18 protein-coding genes are annotated in these 21,724 nt (G+C 52.0%); 10 read left to right on the top strand and 8 right to left on the bottom strand.

What is annotated here, in order from left to right; all coding sequences use genetic code 11:
* Positions 1-19: 19 nt before the first annotated feature.
* On the bottom strand, positions 20-2,701 hold the full coding sequence (locus tag IE073_RS06200) for a TonB-dependent receptor plug domain-containing protein (protein ID WP_233349860.1): 2,682 nt from the start codon (positions 2,699-2,701) through the stop codon (positions 20-22).
* A gap of 228 nt (positions 2,702-2,929) precedes the next feature.
* Here IE073_RS06200 and IE073_RS06195 point away from each other — a divergent pair, with 228 nt between their 5' ends.
* On the top strand, positions 2,930-3,490 hold the full coding sequence (locus IE073_RS06195) for a GNAT family N-acetyltransferase (protein WP_189582764.1): 561 nt from the start codon (positions 2,930-2,932) through the stop codon (positions 3,488-3,490).
* 92 nt (positions 3,491-3,582) lie between these two features.
* A complete protein-coding gene (locus IE073_RS06190; protein ID WP_189582761.1) occupies positions 3,583-5,718 on the top strand; it encodes a PAS domain-containing hybrid sensor histidine kinase/response regulator in 2,136 nt (711 codons plus the stop codon).
* Here IE073_RS06190 and IE073_RS06185 read toward each other — a convergent pair.
* From IE073_RS06185 to IE073_RS06165, 5 genes are all read right to left on the bottom strand, one after another.
* Positions 5,715-6,386 (bottom strand): glutathione S-transferase family protein, encoded by a 672-nt coding sequence (locus tag IE073_RS06185; RefSeq protein ID WP_189582759.1) that lies wholly within the window; start codon positions 6,384-6,386, stop codon positions 5,715-5,717. The two genes, IE073_RS06190 and IE073_RS06185, sit on opposite strands and share 4 nt — an antisense overlap.
* A gap of 66 nt (positions 6,387-6,452) precedes the next feature.
* Positions 6,453-6,668: a DUF1272 domain-containing protein gene (locus IE073_RS14290; RefSeq protein WP_189582756.1), complete on the bottom strand. Its 216-nt coding sequence runs from the start codon at positions 6,666-6,668 to the stop codon at positions 6,453-6,455.
* Positions 6,669-6,677: 9 nt separating this feature from the next.
* Positions 6,678-8,000, bottom strand: a complete 1,323-nt coding sequence (locus IE073_RS06175) for a DUF1444 domain-containing protein (protein ID WP_189582753.1) — start codon at positions 7,998-8,000, stop codon at positions 6,678-6,680.
* Positions 8,001-8,011: 11 nt separating this feature from the next.
* The gene (panC, locus tag IE073_RS06170; RefSeq protein ID WP_189582750.1) at positions 8,012-8,866 is read right to left on the bottom strand and encodes a pantoate--beta-alanine ligase; all 855 of its coding nucleotides are present in this window, start codon (positions 8,864-8,866) and stop codon (positions 8,012-8,014) included.
* Between the two features lie 16 nt (positions 8,867-8,882).
* The gene (locus IE073_RS06165; RefSeq protein ID WP_189582747.1) at positions 8,883-9,965 is read right to left on the bottom strand and encodes a D-alanyl-D-alanine carboxypeptidase family protein; all 1,083 of its coding nucleotides are present in this window, start codon (positions 9,963-9,965) and stop codon (positions 8,883-8,885) included.
* A gap of 126 nt (positions 9,966-10,091) precedes the next feature.
* Here IE073_RS06165 and clpS point away from each other — a divergent pair, with 126 nt between their 5' ends.
* Positions 10,092-10,451: an ATP-dependent Clp protease adapter ClpS gene (gene clpS, locus IE073_RS06160; protein WP_189582742.1), complete on the top strand. Its 360-nt coding sequence runs from the start codon at positions 10,092-10,094 to the stop codon at positions 10,449-10,451.
* A gap of 40 nt (positions 10,452-10,491) precedes the next feature.
* Entirely contained in the window at positions 10,492-10,863 is a 372-nt protein-coding gene (locus IE073_RS14125; RefSeq protein WP_233349858.1) for a hypothetical protein, read from the top strand.
* Positions 10,864-10,875: 12 nt separating this feature from the next.
* Here IE073_RS14125 and IE073_RS06155 read toward each other — a convergent pair whose 3' ends face one another.
* The gene (locus IE073_RS06155; RefSeq protein WP_233349856.1) at positions 10,876-11,706 is read right to left on the bottom strand and encodes a hypothetical protein; all 831 of its coding nucleotides are present in this window, start codon (positions 11,704-11,706) and stop codon (positions 10,876-10,878) included.
* 98 nt (positions 11,707-11,804) lie between these two features.
* Between IE073_RS06155 and clpA the strand changes: the two genes are divergently transcribed.
* Together clpA and IE073_RS06145 are read left to right on the top strand one after the other, a co-directional pair.
* A complete protein-coding gene (gene clpA / locus IE073_RS06150; protein ID WP_189582737.1) occupies positions 11,805-14,120 on the top strand; it encodes an ATP-dependent Clp protease ATP-binding subunit ClpA in 2,316 nt (771 codons plus the stop codon).
* Between the two features lie 173 nt (positions 14,121-14,293).
* Positions 14,294-15,019: a methyltransferase family protein gene (locus IE073_RS06145; protein WP_189582734.1), complete on the top strand. Its 726-nt coding sequence runs from the start codon at positions 14,294-14,296 to the stop codon at positions 15,017-15,019.
* Between the two features lie 19 nt (positions 15,020-15,038).
* Here IE073_RS06145 and IE073_RS06140 read toward each other — a convergent pair whose 3' ends face one another.
* Positions 15,039-16,259, bottom strand: a complete 1,221-nt coding sequence (locus IE073_RS06140) for a cytochrome P450 (protein ID WP_189582730.1) — start codon at positions 16,257-16,259, stop codon at positions 15,039-15,041.
* Between the two features lie 546 nt (positions 16,260-16,805).
* Here IE073_RS06140 and IE073_RS06135 point away from each other — a divergent pair.
* The 4 genes from IE073_RS06135 (at position 16,806) to IE073_RS06120 (ending at position 21,724) form a co-directional block, all read left to right on the top strand.
* A complete protein-coding gene (locus tag IE073_RS06135; protein ID WP_189582727.1) occupies positions 16,806-17,219 on the top strand; it encodes a hypothetical protein in 414 nt (137 codons plus the stop codon).
* On the top strand, positions 17,209-17,928 hold the full coding sequence (gloB, locus tag IE073_RS06130) for a hydroxyacylglutathione hydrolase (protein ID WP_189582724.1): 720 nt from the start codon (positions 17,209-17,211) through the stop codon (positions 17,926-17,928). The genes IE073_RS06135 and gloB overlap by 11 nt, the downstream gene beginning before the upstream one ends.
* Positions 17,929-18,027: 99 nt before the next feature.
* Positions 18,028-19,635: a hypothetical protein gene (locus IE073_RS06125; RefSeq protein WP_189582719.1), complete on the top strand. Its 1,608-nt coding sequence runs from the start codon at positions 18,028-18,030 to the stop codon at positions 19,633-19,635.
* A gap of 301 nt (positions 19,636-19,936) precedes the next feature.
* Positions 19,937-21,724: a long-chain-acyl-CoA synthetase gene (locus IE073_RS06120; protein ID WP_189582716.1), complete on the top strand. Its 1,788-nt coding sequence runs from the start codon at positions 19,937-19,939 to the stop codon at positions 21,722-21,724.

The raw sequence follows: 21,724 nt of genomic DNA, 5'->3' as shown, positions 1-21,724 counted from the left end.
GTTTCGTTATGCAAGCAACCTAGAAGTTGATGCGAACTTTACCGTAATATTGGCCACCATTGAAGCCAGTTGGTGCCGCTTCAGGATAAAGCTGGCCAGAGCCACCAAAACCTGGGTTCTCATCCGGGTAGTTATCGAACAAGTTGCTGGCACCGATTGCGAACTCTACGCCGCTTCTGACTTCAGCTGCGATTTCAGCATCTACGAGGACTTCGGCTCCAACAGGATTGCCGTTACCCGTATCAAACCACTTACCGTAGTAATTGGCACGTAGAAGACCGCGGAAGATGCCTTGGCTATGAGTCCAAGTTGCGCTGCCTTTCACATTTGGCAGTAGCTCTTCGAGGGACTGTACGCGTCCATCAGAAATCGGGTTAATATCACCACGATTTGTAACTTCCGTGTCTGTGTAGTTCGCAGCGACAGCGATAGCTGAATCTCCGCCCGCAAATCCAAATGGATAGCGTGCAACCAAATCAACACCGCGCGAGCGTGTGTCAAAGCTGTTAGAGAAGAAGCGGAACTGAGCCAAATCATCCAAGCCAACGAAGTCGGCGCGGTTGATTGTGCCTGCAGCGTTTAACTCTGTGAGAGCCCCACCAACAGTGTCGGCCGTTGCGCCTGCAAACTGAAGCGCTTCCAAGAAATTAACATTCGCACCCAAAGCGATCCGGTTGTCCACGTCAATTTGGAACGCATCCAATGTGACGTTTACGCCGGCTGCACTAAAGGCCACACCCGCAGAGAGGCTTGTCGCATCTTCTGTGCCCAATTCTGGTGTGTTACCACCATTTTGGGAGGCGATGAAGTCGGCTGCCAATTGGCCAGCCGCAGTGTTAAGCGGCAAAGTACCTTGGTCAACCAACACGCCATTGACATTTTGTGTTGTCACATTTGTGATGTTGGCTTGGCCAGCTGTTGGAGCATGGAAGCCTGTTGAGAACGTGCTGCGAAGTGAGACATTGTCATTGACTTTGTAAAGACCCGCGATTTTGAAATCGACAGTGTTACCAAAATCAGAAAAATCTTCATAACGCACAGCGCCCTGAAGCGTTAGCTGATCCGTAACTTCAGCTTCTAGATCGATGTAAGTACCGATAGAATCCTGCGAGTTCGAAGAAGAATTCGGGAAACCACCAAAGCCGTTTGAGCTAGACGAGAAACCTTGATCGGCGAGGGGGCCGAGTGCGAAACTCGCCGCATCACCTGCAAAGAGGTCAAATTGCTCTTTACGGTATTCTGTACCGAATGCGATTGAGAGTTCAGAAGCAAGACCGACGTCAAGAAGATAGCTGAAGTCGGCGTTAAGTGTTGTTTCGCTTTGCTCTTGTCCACCTGGAATGAAGTCTCGTGGTGTATTTGGACCTAACGATGCGTTGACAGTGTTGTTGATGAAGAAATCAACACGCGATGCGCCATGTGTCACGGATAGGTCATAGCTTAGGCCGTTTCCGAGATCGAGAAGACCGCGGAGACCACCTGTAAGACCGAAGTCGCGCAAGTCACCACCAAAGCGCGGAACGAAACCGCCAGGAATTGTTTCAATGAATGAGAAACAATTGTCAGACGCTGTAACCTGAGCCAAAACAGTGGCGTCTGGGATCAAACCGTCCGTGCCGGAAAGCGGGATACCTGCAGGGCAGGCTTCGCCGACACCTAGACCATCCAAATCACCAACGCGTACAGAGGCGAGATCGCCACCTAGGTTGCCATCGGCATCAACGCTTGGGCCGCGATAAACGCCGCCACGGTTGGTTGGGTTACGATAGAAGAACCCGCCCGTTGTTGTGCGCTCAGCATAGGTGCCTGTTGCATAGACTTCGGCTTGCTCGTTGAAAGCCAAGGCTGTGTTGAACAAGAGTTTGATATCGTTTTCGACATCTGGCTGGCCCCAATATTGAGCATATTCGTCTGTATAGCCGTTGATGACGCGGTTCTGAGCTGCGGCTGTGTTGCCGGCTGCGACTAGAGCTGTGACATCGGTACGTGGCGCGGCACGGACTGTGCCGTCTGTTTCGCCATATTCCGCTGTGACGTTGAAGAAACCTTGGTCACCGAGCGCAAAGCCCATGTTGGCACCGAAACGGTAATTGTCGCCGTCGCCATCATATGTTGAACCATATTTAGCTTCGATTGCGCCGCCTGTGGAATCGTCTTTCAGGACGAAGTTGATAACGCCAGCAATCGCATCTGAACCATACTGGGAAGACGCGCCGTCACGAAGGACTTCGACTTGCTTCAATGCCATGGATGGGATGGAAGATACGTCAACGCCTTGTGAACCATCAGCGATACCACCGCCGAGGAAGGCGATAACCGCGCCACGATGACGGCGTTTGCCGTTTAAAAGTACCAGTGTGTTGTCAGGTGACAAGCCGCGCAGGTTTGCAGGACGAACAATGGAGGCCGCATCTGAGATCGGCTGGGTGTTCACGTTATAAGACGGAACGGCCGTGCGGAGAAGGTCTTGTACATCATCTGCAGCATTGGCTGTGAATTCAACCGCTGAAATAACATCAACAGGCGCTGGTGTATCGGCCGCAGACCGCAATGCGCGGCGTGTACCTGTTGTGATCACAACGTCTTCAGCTGTGTCGACAACCGTGTCGCCAAGAGAATCTTGGGCGTGAGCGGGCAGGGCAACCAGCATGAGTGAGGAGGCAGAGAGCGCCAACCACGATTTGAGTGCAGACTTTTGCATAATAGTTCCTAGTAGTTTCTTTGTTCCTGACGCAATATTTGAAAGGTTCAGCCCCGATCCCAGAACAATAGCGACCAGCTGTCCTTATCCCTCGGGGTCGGACTCACAAAGCAATTCTACCGAAAACGACATGGTTTGTTTACTAATGTGACTAAAATGACACATTTGCGCTACATTTTAAGGCAAATTTTGCCTTAAGTGAATTCCATCTGCAATTTTGGACCTAATATGACCTTAGTTCAGACTTCCCGCGGCATATTTGATATCAGATTGTCCTCGCCTGGAGACATCCCCGCGATTGCAGCTTTGATGAAGCGGTCTATTGCCGAGCTTCAAGTCGATGTTCTGACACCAGAGGAGATTGAAGCCTCCCATTTTGGCATGGGGCTAGATACGCAATTGATAGAAGACGGCACTTATTTTTCGGTCTGGGATAAAGCGACGTTAGTTGGATGCGGCGGCTGGTCATTCCGCGCAACACTTTATGGGGGGAACCACAGCGCGGGCCGAAATGCGGAGCGCCTAAACCCCAAAAAGCATCGCGCCCGTATCCGCGCCATGTACACGCATCCAGACTATGTAAGACGGGGAATTGGTAAAATGATACTTGAAGCGTCCGAAGCGGCCGCCTGCGCAGCAGGCTTTAGCGCATTGGAGATGGCCGCAACATTAGCGGGTGAGCCATTTTATCTGCAATGCGGTTACACAATCGAAAGTCGGTGGCAGGACGAAAACGGTCCGGTTCCGGTCCCCTTGCTAACAATGGTTAAGTCGCTGTCGCCAAAGTAGAATGCGTCCGCTGCTGAAAAAACCGCATTCGCCACCGAGTTCAGAGAATTTTAATCATGTCTTGTCAACGTCCAGCGGGGGGCAATGAGGGTATGATGAAAGCTTTAAAATTGCGACAATCAGGTAATCAGCGTGTTGCAGCAGAAGACGCTGTTGCCAATATTTTGCGTGCCGCAAATATTGCTTATGCCAGCGTCGACCGAAATCGGGTCATTACGCATACCCAAGGCGACGTCGCTGGTATTCTGGGTCTCGGAACCAATGAACAGCTTGCTGGGTCTATTGTCACGGAAATATTAGGAGCCTTCCAGCTTGAAGATACTGAAACTGGGAGCCGCTATTCTCCTAAATTTGTAGCGCACAGTGTTGAGAAATCTTTGGCGTCTACAAATTCGCACGGAACTTCAGTCCGCTTGACGACATTGGATGGTCGACGCGTCCGCGTTGACACATGGTACCACGGGTCAGATGGCCCGGCTGGATGCACGATGGTTTTCCGGGATGTGACGACTGACAGCCAATATCGGAATCTTTTCGAAATCGCGATGGGGGCCGCGAACGCGGGTTTCTGGTCTATGGACCTCCAGTCAGGCGAATTTACGTTCTCGGATTCCGTGACCAAGCGATTGACCGAAACCGAACAGGCCAAGATGAAGAAGAACGGGATGTTCTCGATTTTGCATCCTGACGATCTAGCGCCAGTTGCCGATCAATGGGCGAAAGCGCTAGAGACACGCGGAGAATTTGATTTCAAATATCGCGTTTGTACCGCCGAAAGCCCGAGCATGTGGCAACGGTCGATCGGTGAGATCGTATGCGCGCCAGACGGTACCCCGCTAGGCGCGACGGCTTTCGTTATGGATATCACAGAGGACGTGAGTAAATCACTGGCGCTGTCGGCTGAACGCTCCGCTTCTAAGGCGAAATCAGAGTTTTTGGCGCGTATGAGCCATGAAATTCGGACGCCTCTGAATGCGATCATCGGCATGAGTGATAGCTTGAGAGATGAACCTTTGAGCGAAGACGTCCGTGAAGTTATTACAGATATAGAAAATGCAGCAGAGGGGCTTCACCATTTGCTCTCGCGCACACTCGACCACGCAAAGCTTATGAGTGAAAAAGTTCAGATTGATTTTGAGCCGACGAATCTTAGCGGCTTACTTGGGACAGTAACCCGTTTGTGGAAACCGCAAATCAGCACAAAAGGATTGGCGTTCAAAACGATTATTGACCCTAAACTACCTGACACGCTCTATCTGGATGAATTCCGTTTACAGCAATGTTTGAACAATCTGCTGTCTAATGCCGCTAAATTCACAAAACTTGGCAGCGTGACCCTGATAGCGCGCCAAGCCGTCATAAACGAAAAAGCCCATTTGGTTATCGCCGTGAAAGACACAGGCATCGGTATGAAGGAAAGCGAAGCCTCCCGTATCTTTGATCCATTCACGCAAGCAGACGGGTCGATCCAACGGGAATATGGCGGAACGGGTTTGGGAATGAGTATTACCAAAAACCTCTGTGAACTGATGGGCGGGCAAGTCCGCTTGAAAACGGCTCCAAATGAGGGCTCCACCTTTGCTCTCATCCTCCCGATCATGACGTCAGCTCAAGAACTGCCGGTCACTGAACCGAAGTCCTACACTTTGCCGTCTGAAGACACCCAGCCCGCTGTTGCGCGAACCGCGCCTCAACTGGCGCCTGAACCTAAACCTTTGGTAGAAGCCGAATTGACGCCCCCAACAGCAATCGCCGAGACCGAAAAGAGTGTCGTTAAGCTGTCAGAAGAAACCGACTCGGAAGCCGAACGGCCATTCGAAGGCCTGAACGTGCTTTGCGTCGAAGACAACCCGATCAACCAAAAGGTTGTCAAACGTTTGATCGGAAAACGTGTTGCTCAGCTTTATTTTGCAGATAATGGCCGTGACGCCTTAAACGTCTTAAACACGGTGCCCGTCGACGTCGTTCTTATGGATATTCACATGCCGGTCATGGATGGGATCGAAGCGACCCTTGAAATACGTCAGTCCAGTCAAGCCTATGCGAATGTCATCATCATCGCTCTAACGGCTGATCCGGATTACCAACAACGCCGCATTTGCAGAAATATCGGTATGGATGATACAATTGCGAAGCCCGTGAAACGTGAAGACATTCTCGGCGCATTTGGCCGAACGCTACATAAACTTTCGAGTAATTATGGTCAGGAAGTCGCGCTAAGCGCTTAGCTTGGCACGCCGTTAAACTTTCCATCTTTTGCCAAGGCCGCTTGCCATGCAGGGCGAGCTTCCATGCGTTCGACATAAGCAAAAATATTGGGGTAGTCTGCGTCTAGCGCCCCACGAAGTTTAGCCATTTGCAGAGTATACCCCATCGCAATATCCGCTGCGGTAAATTCCGCGCCTGCTAGGAATTCATGCGTCTCTAAGTGCGTTTCCATGAGGCCCATCACCGCTTTTAATCGCGGCTGAATAAATGCGCTGTTGAGCGTGTCGACGACTTTTCTGACGATCGGACGTACAAGTATCGGGGCGCGCTGCGTCGCAATTCCCAACACGAAACTGAATGTCTGCATCGGTTGCAAGCTACCTTGAGCCGTATGAAGCCAAAATAGATAGTCTGCACGAGACGCAGCACCTGGGGCGGGGCGAAGGTCCGCGCGGTCTGACGAGTCCACAATGTAATCGATGATGGCGTTACTCTCTGCCAAAACGACGTCGCCGTCGACAATAACGGGCGCGGTTCCGAGCGGTGAAAGTGCCTTATAATCATCAGGTGCCAACATGGTCTTAGGGTCACGATCATACATCTTAAACCCGTAAGGCTTGCCGATCTCTTCCAACAGCCACAGGATCCGAATAGATTGCGAGTTTTCGAGATGGTGTAATGTGATCATGATGTCGCCTTAGGTGAAAACCGTTGGAAGTTGGTCCCGCATTAAAGAAGCGCGACATGATTATACCTACGAAGCGTTGACCCGTTTGGTTGAGGCTGGATATTTTTTTAACATGTCCCCGGCGCGAGTAGGACGTATTTGAAGGTCGCCACCACAGTTTGGGCAGATCGTGTCGTGGCAATCGCTGCAAAAGGTACATTCTAGACTGCAAATTCGCGCAATTTGGCTATTCGCTGGAAGATCGCGATCACAGATTTCGCAGTTTGGGCGCATATCTAACATTTGGACCTCCTAAAGATGTGTTGCTGCGTTTCGTAGCGCTTTAATCTGGCTGTCTGACAAATCTGTTTCCAGTTGGTATCGCACAGGAAGCAAATCTGGGTGAGGTTTGAAGTTTTCTTCCCCTAATATGTTTTCCAGCGTGCCCCAATCGACCTGGTCTATAGGCGTCTTGTCAGACATCTCTTCAAAGCCAAGGATGACGAAATCTGTTTTTGGCAGATAGCTACCTTTGCCAATAAACACGGCGCGGGTTTCAATTTTGGGGGCCGCAGGATCCGTGTTGTCAGATTGCGCCATCACGGCTGCGACGTGAATATCCTGCTGTGTTTTGTCAAAATGTTGCTCAAGTCCATTTTTCTGATCGTCATAGGCCGCCAGTGTTTCGATCAAGCGCGCGCGCCCGACGGCACTGTTTCGATCGTCGGACTCCATGCGCCGCCATTCCCCAGAATCCTGATGCCAAAGAGCCCGACTGAGAGGGCGATGTGTTTCCGCCGACGCGTTTCCTAATTCGACCATACGCGCTAGGGTCGCATCATCAGACTGATCGGTGATCAAACATACCGTATGTGAGGGTGCATAAACGACGGGGTTACCTTCGAACGGAAATTCTAGATGTTCGGGGAAGAGAAAAACGCGTGACGCATCAAAATCGTCATTGAGTTTGGAAATCCAGATATCATCTTCTAATTTTTCCCACATACTCGCGGAACCTTCGGGCGTGACGCTCAACAAATTCTGGCGGGCCATTTGAATAAACTCATCAAACGCAAAACCATGTTCGCGCATCGTTTGTACGCTTATGGGAGACACCGAATTCTCGAGATTTAAGACGGGCTCGAAAAGCATCTCACCTTTGGCGATAATGATCGGTTCAAACGGGTCTTTGCCGTCTTCGGGGCCCATGAGCAATTGTCGGAGAGAGAACTCCTCTGGCGTTCTATTTCGCATCAGAAGGTTCTCGCGTAAGGCGTCTATCGTGACCTCTCCGCTTTGCGCGGCTTGATCTAGAAATTTACGGAGGAAATCTTTTCGGTCCGCTTTCCCCAGTTCGAGCGTTCGATTGCGCAGATTTCCCAAAAATAGGTCCAGGAAGGGCGCGTCATCTTTGTTTTCTGAGGCGATGGGCGAGATCGTATCACTCGCCCTATCATAGCTGAAATTTGAGTCGGGATACACATCCTGAAGTACCGCCAGCATTTCATGGAGGAAGGTGTCGTCTCGGGGTTGTTCTGAGGCATTTTGCGGTGCCTTTTTATTGAGCACATAGATGAGTGCCAAGCCGCCTATGATGAATATGCCAGAGATTATTCCAATTATGTTGATACCCATAGGTCGCCTCCTTAGACGGCAAAATTATCAATGAGCCTCACGCTATTTCCCTGATTTGGGCAATGGGCCGCGACGAGGACACGCGCAGGTCCATTCAGATACCCGCCTTCCAATACGGTTAGCGAGTTTGGACTGCGGACCTCGACGTAATCGACAGAGGAAAACCCGACATCCAATAGGGCTTGTTTTGCCGCATCCGTTGCTTTGTCGACATGCTGACCTTCGCGCATATCAGCCGCACATTTTTTCATGATGACATTCAAGTTTCGCGCAAGCGTCAATCCGTCTTCGTCAAAATAGGCATTGCGCGAAGAAAGGGCGAGACCGTGTTCGTCTCGGGCAATTGGCGCGCCAATAATTTTGATCGGCATGTCCAAGTCCTCGACGAGACGGCGAATGGTGGCGAGTTGTTGGTAATCCTTCTCGCCAAAAATCGCTGTATCAGGTTGGACGCGATTAAATAATTTGGTGACGACGAGGGCGACACCATCAAAGAAGGTCGGACGATAATCGGTTTCCAATCCCTTTGCGACGCCACCGACGGTCACCGAGGTCGCATGATGGACGTCATACATAGTTTGGGGATCGGGAATATAAATCAGGTCGACACCTTCGGCCTCGAGCAGCCGAGAGTCTTCAACCTCTGTGCGCGGATAAGCATCCAAGTCTTCCCCAGGCGCGAATTGAGTTGGGTTTACGAAGATGGACACGACAACGCGTTCACCGTATTTTTTTGCCAATCGTACGAGAGAGAGATGACCTTCATGTAGTGCGCCCATGGTCGGCACAAAGACCATTCGGTCGCCCGATCCTCGCCATCCCCACACTGTGTTGCGTAGGTCTCTTTCTGTCCGCACGATTTTCATGGAAATCGTCTAGGGCTTAGGGCGCGATAAGCCAACATTTGGTTTTGATTTGGGCACAAGTAGTTTTGGCGGCTTGCGCCGACAACCCAGAGAGCCGCGCGTGGAAAATGGGTTGACCGCCACTAAATCCACTCGAGATACTAACCTCCGCCTCAGGCGCGAGGGTAGCCGCCAGAGTACGGGCGTGGGCCTCGCTGGGAAGTTCTCGCAGTTGTACGGCCCAAGGTTGCGGCGCCCGACGGTTATGTGCGCCACGTAGAATGGTGGTGGGGGTCGTTTGCTTTGCAAGGATAAGGGCAGGCGTATCTGATCTTGGGACGACCCCCATGACGTCAAACCCACGCTCCACCAAGTCGCGCATATGGGCGTTTCGACTTTTCCCGCTTGCGCCGCCTAAGACAATTGCAATTTGGCGACGATCATTGCGCACGGCGCTGACCATGAGATTATATCCAGATGCCCGTGTGTAGCCTGTCTTAAAGCCGTCAACTTCTGGCATATCACGCAGCAGGGCGTTGGTGTTTTTCACGCCGCGAAAAGATTTCTGCCCGAAGTAATGGTAGCGATCATAATGTGTTGTCAAAATTGAATGGGCCAATTTGGCCATGTCGCGGGCGGTGGTAACTTGCTCTGGGTGCGGCAAGCCATTGGCAGTTTTAAATGTTGTGCGTTGCATGCCAAGCTCGCGGGCTTTGGCCGTCATCATCTCGGCAAACCGGGCTTCTGTGCCGCCCAAACGTTCGGCCAAAACAACGGCAGAGTCATTATGGCTTCTGACGGCAACCGACTGGATCAACTCGCGAACTGTGATCTTCTGTCCCGCACGAAGGCCTAATTTCACGGGCGGCGTGCGGGACGCTTTGCGCGATACCGTGACAGTTTCGCCAAGGGTCAGGGTGCCTTCGTCCATTGCGTCAAAGACCAGATGTAGCGTCATCACCTTTGTCAGGGACGCGGGAAAGCGCTGGGCGTCAATTTGGCGTGCATGCACAACGTCTAAGGTATCTGCATCGACAATAATCGACGCATATCGATTTTGCGCGTGTGCAGAGGAGGCAATCGCAAAAACAATCATAGCTAAAAGGAGAAACCGACGCATTCACTGTCTCTGTCTTGCAACGGTTAGAATAGGGTTAACGGGATGTTAAAAGTCGCGACACTGTTGCACGCAGATTTCACACCACTCGCCCTTGGCGCGATGAACGAAGCCTCTATATAGGGGCGCATGAGCACAGAACGATTCAAAGACTTACGGGCCGGCCCCGACAGCGAAGATGGAGCCGATGACGGCGCTGAACGCGGCGTCGCGACCAAAGTTCGTCCCAAGACAAAGAAGCCATCGATGTGGCGCGTCATTCTGATGAATGACGACTACACGCCGATGGAGTTCGTTGTGTCGATCTTGATGGGGATTTTTAAGAAGACCTCAGACGAAGCCACCGCGATCATGCTGAGCGTTCACCAGACAGGTATCGGAACTTGCGGTGTTTACACCTTCGAAGTCGCCGAAACCAAAGTCGCCCAAGTCATGGACGCCGCCAAACGCGCTCAGCATCCGCTGCAGTGTACTTTAGAAAAAGAGTAAGCTTTAGCGTTTCTTCACAAACGTTATCTACTTCCAACGGATGGTTTGGCTTCAAATAATCCTTATTTTAATAGCGATTTTCGCGGGCTATGTCTGTGCTTTCGGCGAGAATTTAGACCGGCTTATTCTAGTTTGTGTTTTAGTTTGTTTTGCCGTCTTCTACTTGCCTATTGCCCATACCTGCCTAGAGGCGATACCAAAAGGCGTGTTTGACTATCAAACAATCGCGGGTAAATACGGTCCAAGTCGATATGACTATGTATTTTCTTCAATCCATGGCGCTTTTTTGCTGGCCCTAGAAATCTTTCCTATCGTAGCGATTTTTGCGCCTTTCTCATTTATTGTGACAAGAGAGGGAACCCGCATTTACTTGATGGGCAAAGGTCGCTCGGTTGAGAAATTTCGAGCTTAGACTCTGGTTTCTCTAATCCTCATATTCCATTCTCCATTTTGAGTGGAGTGTGTTGGGGATGATTTCGTAGGTGTAGGGTAGGGAGAAGGCGAGATCGATGTCGCCTTTTCTGTCCCAATAGACCTGACGGTCTAGTCCCTCGATAATTGCCACATATTCTGGTCCCAGGGTTTCCGTGATGGTTTTAATTTCTTTGACGACTTCTGCGACAACCTCATTCCGATATTGGTAAGGGTCGACGACAGACACGGCGGTTTCACCATTTGTGCTGATCGTGATGCGGCCCTTCTCGTCGACTTTATCCACAAAACGAGAGAGTTTGCCCGCAAGATTGGCGCTGTTTTCGACTTGTTCAGGAATCGCCGTTTTGACCCGAATGCGCGCGATAGAGGTATCCGGTCGTCCTCCACGAGAAATGCCTTGCTGATAGTTCATTGTGGTCAGGTTCCGGACCGTCGTGCCAGACTCAACGATGGAGAGCTCGATTGACGTATCGGCCCTCGCAAGGCCGATAAACCGATCAATGGTTGCCGCGATTTCGGAGAGACGCTCTGTCTCGTCACGGGCATCGGATTCAATGAAGACCTCCAGCAGCAAAAAGTCGCCGCGTTTGATAACGGTGACGCCGGGCGCACCACCTTTTTCCTCGAACTTGTTCGCGCGGGAGATCCGAGAGCCGGTCACGACAATTTCATCCTGCGCGGCAACAGGTTCAGGCGTGAGGAGAAACAGACTGAGGGAAAGGCTAAGGGCAACAAAGATAATTCGACGCATAGCAAACTCCTGTTTAGAGTTGTCAACATGACAGTCAGCGCCTTTGAGTGCTAGCATCTTCTTGTTCATGGCGAATCTGTAACGCCGAAATCACAGGGGTGTGACAGTTCGCGGCTTGAATAACGGGAGGGTGTCCCCACATCCTTTTTTCGAAAGGAATACTCATTATGGCATCTTTCTCCCCCGTTTTGGAAGAAACCATCCACCGCGCCCTGACTTTGGCGAGCGATCGCAAGCACGAGCTGGCTACGCTGGAGCATCTTTTGCTCTCGCTCTTGGATGACAAAGACGCCGCCGCCGTTATTTCGGCGTGCGATGTTGATATTGAACCATTGCGCGCCGATGTGCTGCGCTATTTAGACGAAGACCTCGCGTCGCTCGTCGTTGAAGAATTTGAAGAGGCTCGCCCGACGGCTGGGTTCCACCGCGTCATTCAGCGCGCTGTTATCCATGTGCAGTCCTCTGGCCGTGAAGAAGTCACAGGTGCAAATGCGCTGGTTGCCCTCTTTGCCGAACGTGAATCTCACGCTGTTTACTTCCTGCAAGAGCGCGATATGACGCGTTACGATGCGGTGAATTATATCAGCCATGGCATCTCCAAATCTGGCGATAGTTCCGCCTCTAAATCTCCTATGGGGGCGGACACGCCCGATGGAGAAGACGCGAAGAAAAAAGACCCGCTCGAGGAATATACGGTCAATTTGAACCAGAAAGCCAAAGAGGGCGACATTGATCCGCTGATTGGCCGCGATGATGAAGTTGAGCGCTGTATCATGGTCCTGTCGCGCCGCCGCAAAAATAACCCACTTCTTGTGGGGGATCCTGGCGTAGGTAAAACGGCCATTGCGGAAGGTATCGCGCGCCGTATCGTCAATGAGAAAGTGCCCGATGTCCTGATGGACGCGACAATTTACTCGTTGGATATGGGCGCATTGCTGGCTGGCACTCGCTATCGCGGTGACTTTGAAGAGCGTCTGAAAGCGGTCGTGACTCAGTTGCAGGAAACGCCAGGTGCGGTTCTGTTTATTGACGAAATCCACACGATCATTGGTGCGGGCGCTACATCTGGCGGCGCAATGGATGCGTCCAATTTGCTTAAGCCAGCTCTACAGTCGGGTAAACTTCGCTGTATGGGGTCGACAACCTATAAGGAATATCGCCAGCATTTTGAAAAAGACCGTGCGCTATCGCGTCGTTTCTTGAAGATCGACGTGTCGGAGCCAACGGCCGAAGATGCAGTGAAAATCCTGCAAGGCTTGAGCTCCTATTTCGAAGAGTTCCACGGCGTGACCTATACACCTGCGGCCATCCAAGGCGCAGTCGATTTGTCTGTGCGTCACATCACAGACCGTAAGCTGCCCGACAAAGCCATCGACATCATCGATGAGGCGGGTGCGCGCACGCGTCTGGTTCCTGAAGCGGATCGCAAAACGAAGATTGGTATTAAAGAGATTGAAAGCGTTATCGCCAAGATCGCCCGCATCCCACCGAAATCTATTTCGCGTGATGATGAGAAGGCGCTCAAGTCTTTACCAATGGATCTAAAGCGTATGGTCTTTGGTCAGGACAACGCGATTGATCAAGTCGCGTCTGCGGTCAAACTCGCACGGGCTGGTTTGCGTGAACCGAATAAGCCGATTGGCTCTTATTTGTTCGCGGGCCCAACGGGTGTGGGTAAAACCGAAGTCGCGAAACAGCTGGCGATGACTCAAGGTCTAGAGCTGCTGCGGTTCGACATGTCCGAATACATGGAGCGTCACACAGTGTCGCGCCTAATCGGTGCCCCTCCAGGTTATGTCGGATATGATCAAGGCGGTTTGTTGACAGATCAAGTGAACCAGAATCCGCATTCCATTTTGCTTCTGGACGAGATCGAAAAAGCCCATCCGGACATCTACAACATCCTGTTGCAGGTCATGGACAACGGGTTCCTCACGGACGCCAATGGCCGCAAAGTCGACTTCCGCAATGTCATCCTCATCATGACAACAAATGCGGGTGCGGCGGATGCTGCTAAGGCTGAAATCGGCTTCGGACGCGGGTTGAAATCTGACGAGCAAGAAGGGGCGATCAAACGCCGCTTTACGCCAGAATTCCGCAACCGCTTGGACGCTATCGTGTCCTTTGCGCCCCTGACGCCGGAAGATATTTCCAAAGTTGTCGACAAGTTCGTCATACAATTGGAAGCACAGCTTGCAGACCGTAAGATTGAGTTTGAATTGTCGAATGGTGCAAACCTCTGGTTGGCGACGAAAGGCTACGACAAACGCTATGGCGCGCGTCCGCTAGGTCGCACCATTCAGGAATATATCAAAAAGCCATTGGCTGATGAAATCCTGTTTGGAAAGCTTAAACAGGGTGGGTTGGTCAAGGTCGGCGTGGACAGAAAGAAGGAAAACCTAACCTTCAAGATTGTCCCACCGACAAAAGGCAAAGCCACAGGCAAAGGCAAAAGTGCGCCGAAACCAAAGGAAGACGCGTAAATCCTCTAATCTTTGCCCTTAACTGAATGACGAAGCCGCGCTCCTTAAGGAGGGCGGCTTTTTTATTTGGGCCCTAAGGAATGGGCCCAAAATTTTCATGATTAGGTGATTTGCCCCATTTGGAATACAGAGGAGGCGACTGTCTCAGGGTCAAGACGATGCAGGGGTGCGAAATGTCTAGAGTTTTAGTCTTAATTTACGGGGTTTTGGCCTACTTTATCGGTGTTGCTGGCTTAGTCTGTATCATTGCAGCTCTGGCGGGATTTCTGCCCTACGGATTTTTGTCTGATGGGGCTATTACTGGGCTAAACCCTATTATCTGGGACCTTGGACTTGTAACCATTTGGGGGTTTATTCACACGCTCACCGCTCGGCCCAGCTTCAAAGCGGCTCATGCGAAGGTAATGCCCAAGGCCACTGAACGCGCGACATATGTGTTGCTCTCCGGTTTAACCAGCATTGCGTTAATTGGGTGTTGGGCGACGATGAGCGGAATGGTTTGGACGCTATCATCTCCCATCCTGGTTTATATGCTTTGGGGCCTATTTCTCTTCGGGTGGGCCTTTTTACTCGCTTCGACATTCGCGATTAATCACTTCGATTTATTCGGATTGCGACAGGTCTACGCAAACTTTCAAAAGCAACCCATTGCGCCGTTGAGATTTGTAGAACGCGCGATGTACAAATATATCCGCCATCCCATTCAGACGGGTATTTTGCTTGGGGTCTGGGCGACCCCGACAATGTCGATGACGCAAATCTGGTTGAGTATCGGTTTCACGGTCTATATTTTTGTCGGCTTGTGGTTTGAAGAACGGGACCTGATCGCTGAACACGGTGACGTCTATGAGGCCTACCGCCAAAGTGCGGGGAAACTTTTACCCAAATTTCGAAAATAAGGTTTTGGTGTCCTCCAAATTATTTGACGATCAGCGGTAGTTTTTTCAATCCTCGCGTGGATAGTCCTGGCTTGAACGTTACATTCCCCGCAAACTCCATCACGTGAAAACGCGAACATAACGCGTTAAACAAAATTCGCATATTCAACTTCGCAAGCTGATTTCCCAAACACAAATGAGCGCCACGCCCGAAAGCCATATGACGGTTGGGCGCGCGGCGGATGTTAAATGCATCGGCGTCAGGAAATACGTTTCCATCGCGATTAGCTGCGCTGTAAAGCAGGCCGAACGTGGTCCCCGCTGGAAATTTGTGCCCCCGCAATGTTACCGCCTCTGTCGCGTGGCGATGGAAAAATGGTAATGGGGGCTCATAACGGAACATCTCTTCAATCGCGGTGGGCAATACCGACCGATCGTCGCGTAAATCTTGCAGGGCGTCAGGATGATTCAACAGGCTGTTCAGACCGGTCCCAATGACATCGATTGTCGATCCATGTCCCGCCATTAAGATCAACATACAGGTCGCGATTAATTCATCTTTGCGAAACAATCCGTCGGCTTCCTGCATAATCATCTGCGAGATGAGATCGTCCTTTGGCGATGCGCGACGTTTGCGTTTCAAATCAATTAAATAATCATGGAAGGCTTTGACGGCCGCTTCAGCCTTCGCTTTTTTCTCTGGTGTTTTGTCGACGTCATAATAGCTGACGATATCTTCTGACCATTGCCGCAGCTGCGGCGCATCGCGTTCGGGAATCCCCAAAAAGCGACCAATGACCAATCCGGGTAAAGGCGCGGCAACAAGTTCGATAAAGTCAAAAGATAATCCGTGCGGGGCTTTAGAGAGGAGGGCGTCAACATAGGCTTGGATAAATATTTCCAAATGTTTTACCCCGCGTCCCGTAAACGCGCCGAAAATCAAACGCCGCAGGCGTTCATGCTCAGCTCCGTCAGTATCGAGCAAGTTGGTCTGCACAAAGCGCTCATGGAACGGCATATCCGCAAACCCAGATTTGCGTTTTTCCGCCTCTAATTCCGCGTCACTCCGGACTCCCTTCAACGACCTCACCATCGCGGGATTGACGGCGATTTGGGACACATCGGCATAACGCGACAACAACACCATATCGAGGTCGGGCCAATAATAGGGCGCGTCTTGACCCCGCATTTTTGCGTAGACGGCATAGGGGTCAGCGGCGAAGGCAACAGAGGTGGGATCAAAATTGAATGGTGTAGGCATGCCGTTTTATGGGATGACAGAGGTGTAATAGCGAGGGTGAAATAGGCTGTCTTGAAAGTCTTTCCCGTCGTTGATACACGCCAAGCCCTTGTAACAAAGCATTTTCACATAATCGCATCCCCGCTTTCAAAACCGATGATATGGTGTTCAGGTTCTTTCGGACATGGGACAGGCGAGGCCTCGCTTGCTGGTTTGAAGGACGGTGGGTCTGAGCATCGAATGGTGAGACATTTGACTGTGCCGGGACTTTTAGAGTGAGAGCCGATGCCTGGGTCCAACGAGGCCTAACTGGTAGGACAGACGGGCCGCTTTATCAAAAACCGCTGCCGCGTGGCGAGTTGGCATTACAACCCAACTCCTGATTTTCGCGTAAAACAAAACTACACTTCTGGTATTCCATCGCGGATATCGACCACGCGGGCTGTCCTGCTTTGTTTTTGTCGCTCCCTTGATGGGCGATTGGCGGTTTACCCTGCGTAAAAATGCGCCGTATTTTCTGCCCCAATTCCCTTTGTTCTTCTCGACGTGTCGCAGTAAGAGCCTGTTATGACCGATCAAGCTAACCGTCCCACCGTCACCAAAATTGGTGTCATCACCGCCATACTCGCATTTGCGTTGCCGTTTTTGGCGGACCGATGGATTGTAGCGGCCATGTCCGACGTGAAAGCGAGCGGAATTGGCACCGTCATCGGCATGGCGGTTTACACTGCGGCACCTTTCCTCTTGCTCGACAGTGCCATGCGCCCGCGTCGTCGCGTACGGCTGGCGCTTTGGGCTGGCTTGGCCTTGACCACGATTGTTTGGCTCGCCTTTGCGCAGACAGGTCGTGCCGCGCAAACCGATCCAGCGGCCGGGAACGCCCATGTCGGGTTCTTTATGCTGACGATGATTTGGCCAGCTCTCAGCGTCGTTTTGATGGGTGTTGCAGCGAAGGTCGGGGAGCCATCCCATGACGCTTGAGGTCGCCTTATTCCCTTGTCTCTCCGATAATTATGGATTTTTGCTCCATGATGCGCAAACGGGCGCGACGGCCGCCATCGACACGCCCGACGCCAAAGAGATTGCAAAACAATGCGAAGCGCGGGGTTGGACCCTAACTGAAATTTGGAACACGCATTGGCATCCCGATCATGCGGGTGGAAATGTGGCGTTGAAGCGGCGCTATAATTGCCATGTGCGGGGGCCGAACCAAGACGCGATCCCGGCGCGCGATGAAACGCTCAGTGGCGGCGATAGCTTTGATTTTGCAGGTCATCATGTCGATGTCATTCATACCCCAGGGCATACGGATGAGCATATTATTTATCATCTGCCCTCTGCGGAACTCGCCTTCGTCGGCGACACGATATTCGCACTTGGCTGCGGTCGCTTGTTCGAGGGCACGCCGCAAGAAATGTGGGAGAGCCTATCTAAATTGATGGCCCTGCCAGAACAAACGCGCCTTTATTGCGCGCATGAATATACGCTGTCGAACGCGAAGTTCGCGATGTCTGTTGACGGCGACAATCCCGATTTGATTGCTGCGGTGACCGATGCGCAGGCCAAACGTGCCGCCAATATTCCGACGGTCCCAACAACAGTTGGAATTGAAAAACGGGCCAATCCGTTCGTGACGGCGGGCAATGCTGAGGAACTCGGTCGTCGCCGCGCACTAAAGGATAACTTCTGAAGCGAGGGGAATATGGGACAAATCCGCCCGCGTTAAACATGAATGGAGAGTTAACGTGACTCTCAGGGTCCGCTCAGCTTTAATACGGTAGGAGACCCTATGATAACACGACCCACACCCCGTATCTGGCTGATGACAACGGCAGCTTTCGTTCTCACATTGGGGTCGCAAGTCGCGCAAGCACAAACGTCGTATCAAGCCGGCGCGCCAATCATGGTCGCCGCTGCGCCGAGCTTTCCAACAATTCCAGCTGAACAAATCGCGCGGGATGTTACATCAACTTTCAACCCACGGACGGGCGAAAAAGAACTTATCGCCGCACCCTTTGATGCGTTTGAAGAGGACCCGTCTTTGGCGGGCTCTGTAAAGCTTCGGTCTGCGGGATCTGCCGTTGCAATTGACGGTCGTCGCCTGCCAGACGGTGCGTTGCTAGAGGTGGATTTTTATTACAACTCGCCCTCCGATGATCCGTATGGTGGCCGGGGATATGGGGATGTCAGCTTTGTGAATGGAGAGCTGGCGCCCGTCGTTCTGCGCGATAGTCGTGTTCTGGAATGTTCAACTCGCGTCGACAATGTCGTTTACGACCATGTCAGCTATTATGACCGCAGTCCTTTGAGCGGCCTCTATCGACCTTACCGTCATTATGCGGGGCATAGTGGATTTGGGTTTGGCTTTGGTGTCAATTATTATGGACCAGGGTATGGATATTATGCTCGAAATTACAGTCGCCGCAGCAATTATGGCGGGTCAAGATCCTCTCGCCCTGGTATTCATCGCCGCGTCTTAGATGCCGTCGGTGGTGCAGATCGTCGGGATGATCGTAGGGATGGACGCCGCGCAAACATCGGCGCTGACCGAAATGGTAGCCGTGAAACGCCGCGAACAATCCGCCCGCGTCAAAGCGAGCGACAAGTCCGAGATCGGTTGAGCCGTATTGAATCTTATGGTGTCGGAACGTCGCGTAACTCTAACAATGCTGCGACGCGAAATAATGGACCGATGCGTGGTGTAAACCCGCGTCAACGTTTGGAAATGGGGACGCCACCAGCGCAATCTAACTCGCCGACACGATCTTGGACGGAACCGCGTCGCGCAAATCGACGTGCGGCAACCCCAAGAGCGGCTGCGCCCAGAACGCAGACACCAAGAGTCGAAACGCCCCGAGCGGCGGCGCAACCGCGTGCAGAATCACGGCCTGCGCCGCGCCGACAAACACGGTCTCAACCGCGCAGTGAACGCGCTGCACCGCCTAAACGTCCAACGCGCACGGCACCAAACCCGCGTCGTAGTCCGAGCAATATGACTCGTCGCCAGCTCGATTTCTTTCCGAATGATGGCTATGGGGGTCGTAATATCGTGACGACACGCAGTGTCGATTGTGCCCGTGAAGACAAGCTTCGTGTTTTCATTCCAGCCGAACGTTTAGACGCGGCTCGGTTTGATGGATTGACAGTGATTGCGCTGGACGCGCAGGGCGGTGAAACACCGATTTACCTTCCGCCGAATTACATCGAAGGCTTCCGTCTGGCGTCTTCAGGACAAATTCGTCCGCAGGGTTACACATCGCGGCCGTCGCAGAATGATGCGTCTCAATACAGGCCCGCACCTACGCGGGTGATTGAGTCAGCCCCATGTCCTGCAGGGACGTCCGAACAATCAGACGGAACATGCTTGCAAGTTGGAACTGGCGCGTATCCGAATTGATAATTGTCTCAATCTGGTACAACTCTGTGCCAGATTGAACCAGTGGGTCCATTTTCTCGCCCAGAAAGCGAATAAAACGGATAGAAAATCTTGGCACGGGTGTTGCAAAGTATAGTTCGAACCTCGGGAGGCATCCCAAGTTCCCACGTCTGGTTTCGAAATTACTCCCTTCGGGCCAGATGCAAAGTTAGTTACTTTAAAGCCTCGTTTGCCTCATCCTGGCAAACGGGGTTTTCTTTTGCCAAATCTGTCAGAGTGTGGATAAGACACTTTCCAAATCCTTTCCCAATCGGAGGTCCTAATGGGCTTTTCTCTCTCGCGTGAGATCAAATTCGTCGGTGGCTTGCTGCGCATGTTGCGGGCGGTCAAAACTGTTGACGCGTCGTCAAATAATTTGATCGCGGATGAGTTGGAAATGCGCGTTGATGCTTTCGGACCTAACCTCGCCTTTATTGAGGGCGATCGTCAGTGGACCTATAACGACATGGAAACCTACGCGAACCGTGTCGCGGCTTGGGCGAAGGGCCTCGGCCTTGTCCAAGGTGACACCGTCGCCATCTTCGCGCGAAATCGACTGGAGTATATTCCGCTTTGGTTTGGCCTCACAAAGCTAGGCGTTGTGCCCGCGTTGCTAAACTATCAACTCACAGGGAAAGCGCTCGCCCATTGTGTCAATATTTCTGAATCCAAGCATGTCGTTATGGATGTCGAAATGGCTGAACAATGGAATGGCGCAAAAGACCAAGTCGAGGGTGAACCAAAGGTGTGGGCCGCTTTTGGCGACGTTGAGGGTTATGATAGTTTCGACAATGCACTGTCGGAACTTCGACCTGACCGCCCGGCTAGATCGGAACGCGATGGCTTAACTGCGGCGGGCCTCGCCATGAAAATGTTCACCTCTGGGACGACAGGCATGCCGAAAGCGGCAAAAGTCACCCATGTACGCGCTCAAAATTATATGCGTGGTCTAGGTAGCGGTGCGCGCGCATCTGCATCTGACCGCATGATGATGGTTTTGCCAATGTACCATGCCACAGGCGGCCTCGTGGGATGTGGCGCGATGTTGACCTATGGTGGGGCGGTGATCGTGATACCGAAGTTTTCAGCGTCCCGTTTCTGGGATGATGCAGTTAAATATGGGGCGACGATGTTCGCTTATGTGGGCGAGCTCTGTCGCTTTCTGCTGTCTCAACCACCAACGGAAAATGAGCGTGCGCATAGTATCAAATGGATCATGGGCAATGGCTTGCGACCAGAAGTGTGGGAGAGCTTTGTGAGCCGCTTCAACATTCCCCACGTGATTGAATTCTACGGCGCAACAGAAGGTAATGTCAGCTTAATCAATGTCGACGGTCCTGTGGGCGCGGTTGGACGCGTGCCGTCCTATCTGGCTTGGAAGTTTAATATCGATATCATTCGTTATGACGTGGAAACGGGCGAAAATCCGCGAGGCGCGGACGGGTTCTGCATTCGTGAAAACCTAAATACGCCTGGCGAAATGATTGGTGAAATTAGGGATGATGACCCGCGTTTCCGCTTTGAAGGCTATGGCACGAAAGAAGACACGCAGAAGAAAATTTTACGCGACGTGTTCAAAAAAGGCGACGCGTGGTTCCGTACAGGGGACCTGATGAAACGCGACGCGGAAGGCTATTACTACTTCATGGACCGAGTAGGGGATACGTTCCGTTGGAAAGCGGAAAACGTTGCCACGAATGAAGTTGCCGCTGTCCTGTCGGTCTTTCCAGGGGTGACCCAAGCCAACGTCTATGGCGTCGCTGTCCCAGGATATGACGGCCGCGCAGGAATGGCATCCCTTGTCATTGAGGGCGATCCCGATCTTGAGAAGCTGAAAGCCCATGTGGATAAGGAACTGCCGCATTACGCGCGTCCCGTCTTCATCCGTCTGTCAAAAGATTCTGACACGACCAGTACGTTTAAATTCAAGAAAACAAATCTGGTAAAAGCGGGCTTTGATCCCGCTAATATCTCAGAGCCGGTTTTATATGCTGACCCTAAGACGGGCGGCTACTCTCGGATTGACCCTGAGGTTTACGCTGGAATTATTAGTGGATCGGTTCGTCTCTAG

Origin of the sequence: Litorimonas cladophorae (assembly GCF_014652455.1) — a bacterium.
Lineage (GTDB): Bacteria > Pseudomonadota > Alphaproteobacteria > Caulobacterales > Maricaulaceae > Litorimonas > Litorimonas cladophorae.
This window is presented reverse-complemented; position numbering and strand designations above follow the sequence as displayed.

What these genes read in the sequence shown, in the direction of transcription:
- IE073_RS06200 (WP_233349860.1), bottom strand. Translation starts at nt 2,701, where the DNA reads ATGCAAAAGTCTGCACTCAAATCGTGGTTGGCGCTCTCTGCCTCCTCA.
- IE073_RS06195 (WP_189582764.1), top strand. Translation starts at nt 2,930, where the DNA reads ATGACCTTAGTTCAGACTTCCCGCGGCATATTTGATATCAGATTGTCC.
- IE073_RS06190 (WP_189582761.1), top strand. Translation starts at nt 3,583, where the DNA reads ATGATGAAAGCTTTAAAATTGCGACAATCAGGTAATCAGCGTGTTGCA.
- IE073_RS06185 (WP_189582759.1), bottom strand. Translation starts at nt 6,386, where the DNA reads ATGATCACATTACACCATCTCGAAAACTCGCAATCTATTCGGATCCTG.
- IE073_RS14290 (WP_189582756.1), bottom strand. Translation starts at nt 6,668, where the DNA reads ATGTTAGATATGCGCCCAAACTGCGAAATCTGTGATCGCGATCTTCCA.
- IE073_RS06175 (WP_189582753.1), bottom strand. Translation starts at nt 8,000, where the DNA reads ATGGGTATCAACATAATTGGAATAATCTCTGGCATATTCATCATAGGC.
- panC (WP_189582750.1), bottom strand. Translation starts at nt 8,866, where the DNA reads ATGAAAATCGTGCGGACAGAAAGAGACCTACGCAACACAGTGTGGGGA.
- IE073_RS06165 (WP_189582747.1), bottom strand. Translation starts at nt 9,965, where the DNA reads ATGCGTCGGTTTCTCCTTTTAGCTATGATTGTTTTTGCGATTGCCTCC.
- clpS (WP_189582742.1), top strand. Translation starts at nt 10,092, where the DNA reads ATGAGCACAGAACGATTCAAAGACTTACGGGCCGGCCCCGACAGCGAA.
- IE073_RS14125 (WP_233349858.1), top strand. Translation starts at nt 10,492, where the DNA reads ATGGTTTGGCTTCAAATAATCCTTATTTTAATAGCGATTTTCGCGGGC.
- IE073_RS06155 (WP_233349856.1), bottom strand. Translation starts at nt 11,706, where the DNA reads ATGAACAAGAAGATGCTAGCACTCAAAGGCGCTGACTGTCATGTTGAC.
- clpA (WP_189582737.1), top strand. Translation starts at nt 11,805, where the DNA reads ATGGCATCTTTCTCCCCCGTTTTGGAAGAAACCATCCACCGCGCCCTG.
- IE073_RS06145 (WP_189582734.1), top strand. Translation starts at nt 14,294, where the DNA reads ATGTCTAGAGTTTTAGTCTTAATTTACGGGGTTTTGGCCTACTTTATC.
- IE073_RS06140 (WP_189582730.1), bottom strand. Translation starts at nt 16,259, where the DNA reads ATGCCTACACCATTCAATTTTGATCCCACCTCTGTTGCCTTCGCCGCT.
- IE073_RS06135 (WP_189582727.1), top strand. Translation starts at nt 16,806, where the DNA reads ATGACCGATCAAGCTAACCGTCCCACCGTCACCAAAATTGGTGTCATC.
- gloB (WP_189582724.1), top strand. Translation starts at nt 17,209, where the DNA reads ATGACGCTTGAGGTCGCCTTATTCCCTTGTCTCTCCGATAATTATGGA.
- IE073_RS06125 (WP_189582719.1), top strand. Translation starts at nt 18,028, where the DNA reads ATGATAACACGACCCACACCCCGTATCTGGCTGATGACAACGGCAGCT.
- IE073_RS06120 (WP_189582716.1), top strand. Translation starts at nt 19,937, where the DNA reads ATGGGCTTTTCTCTCTCGCGTGAGATCAAATTCGTCGGTGGCTTGCTG.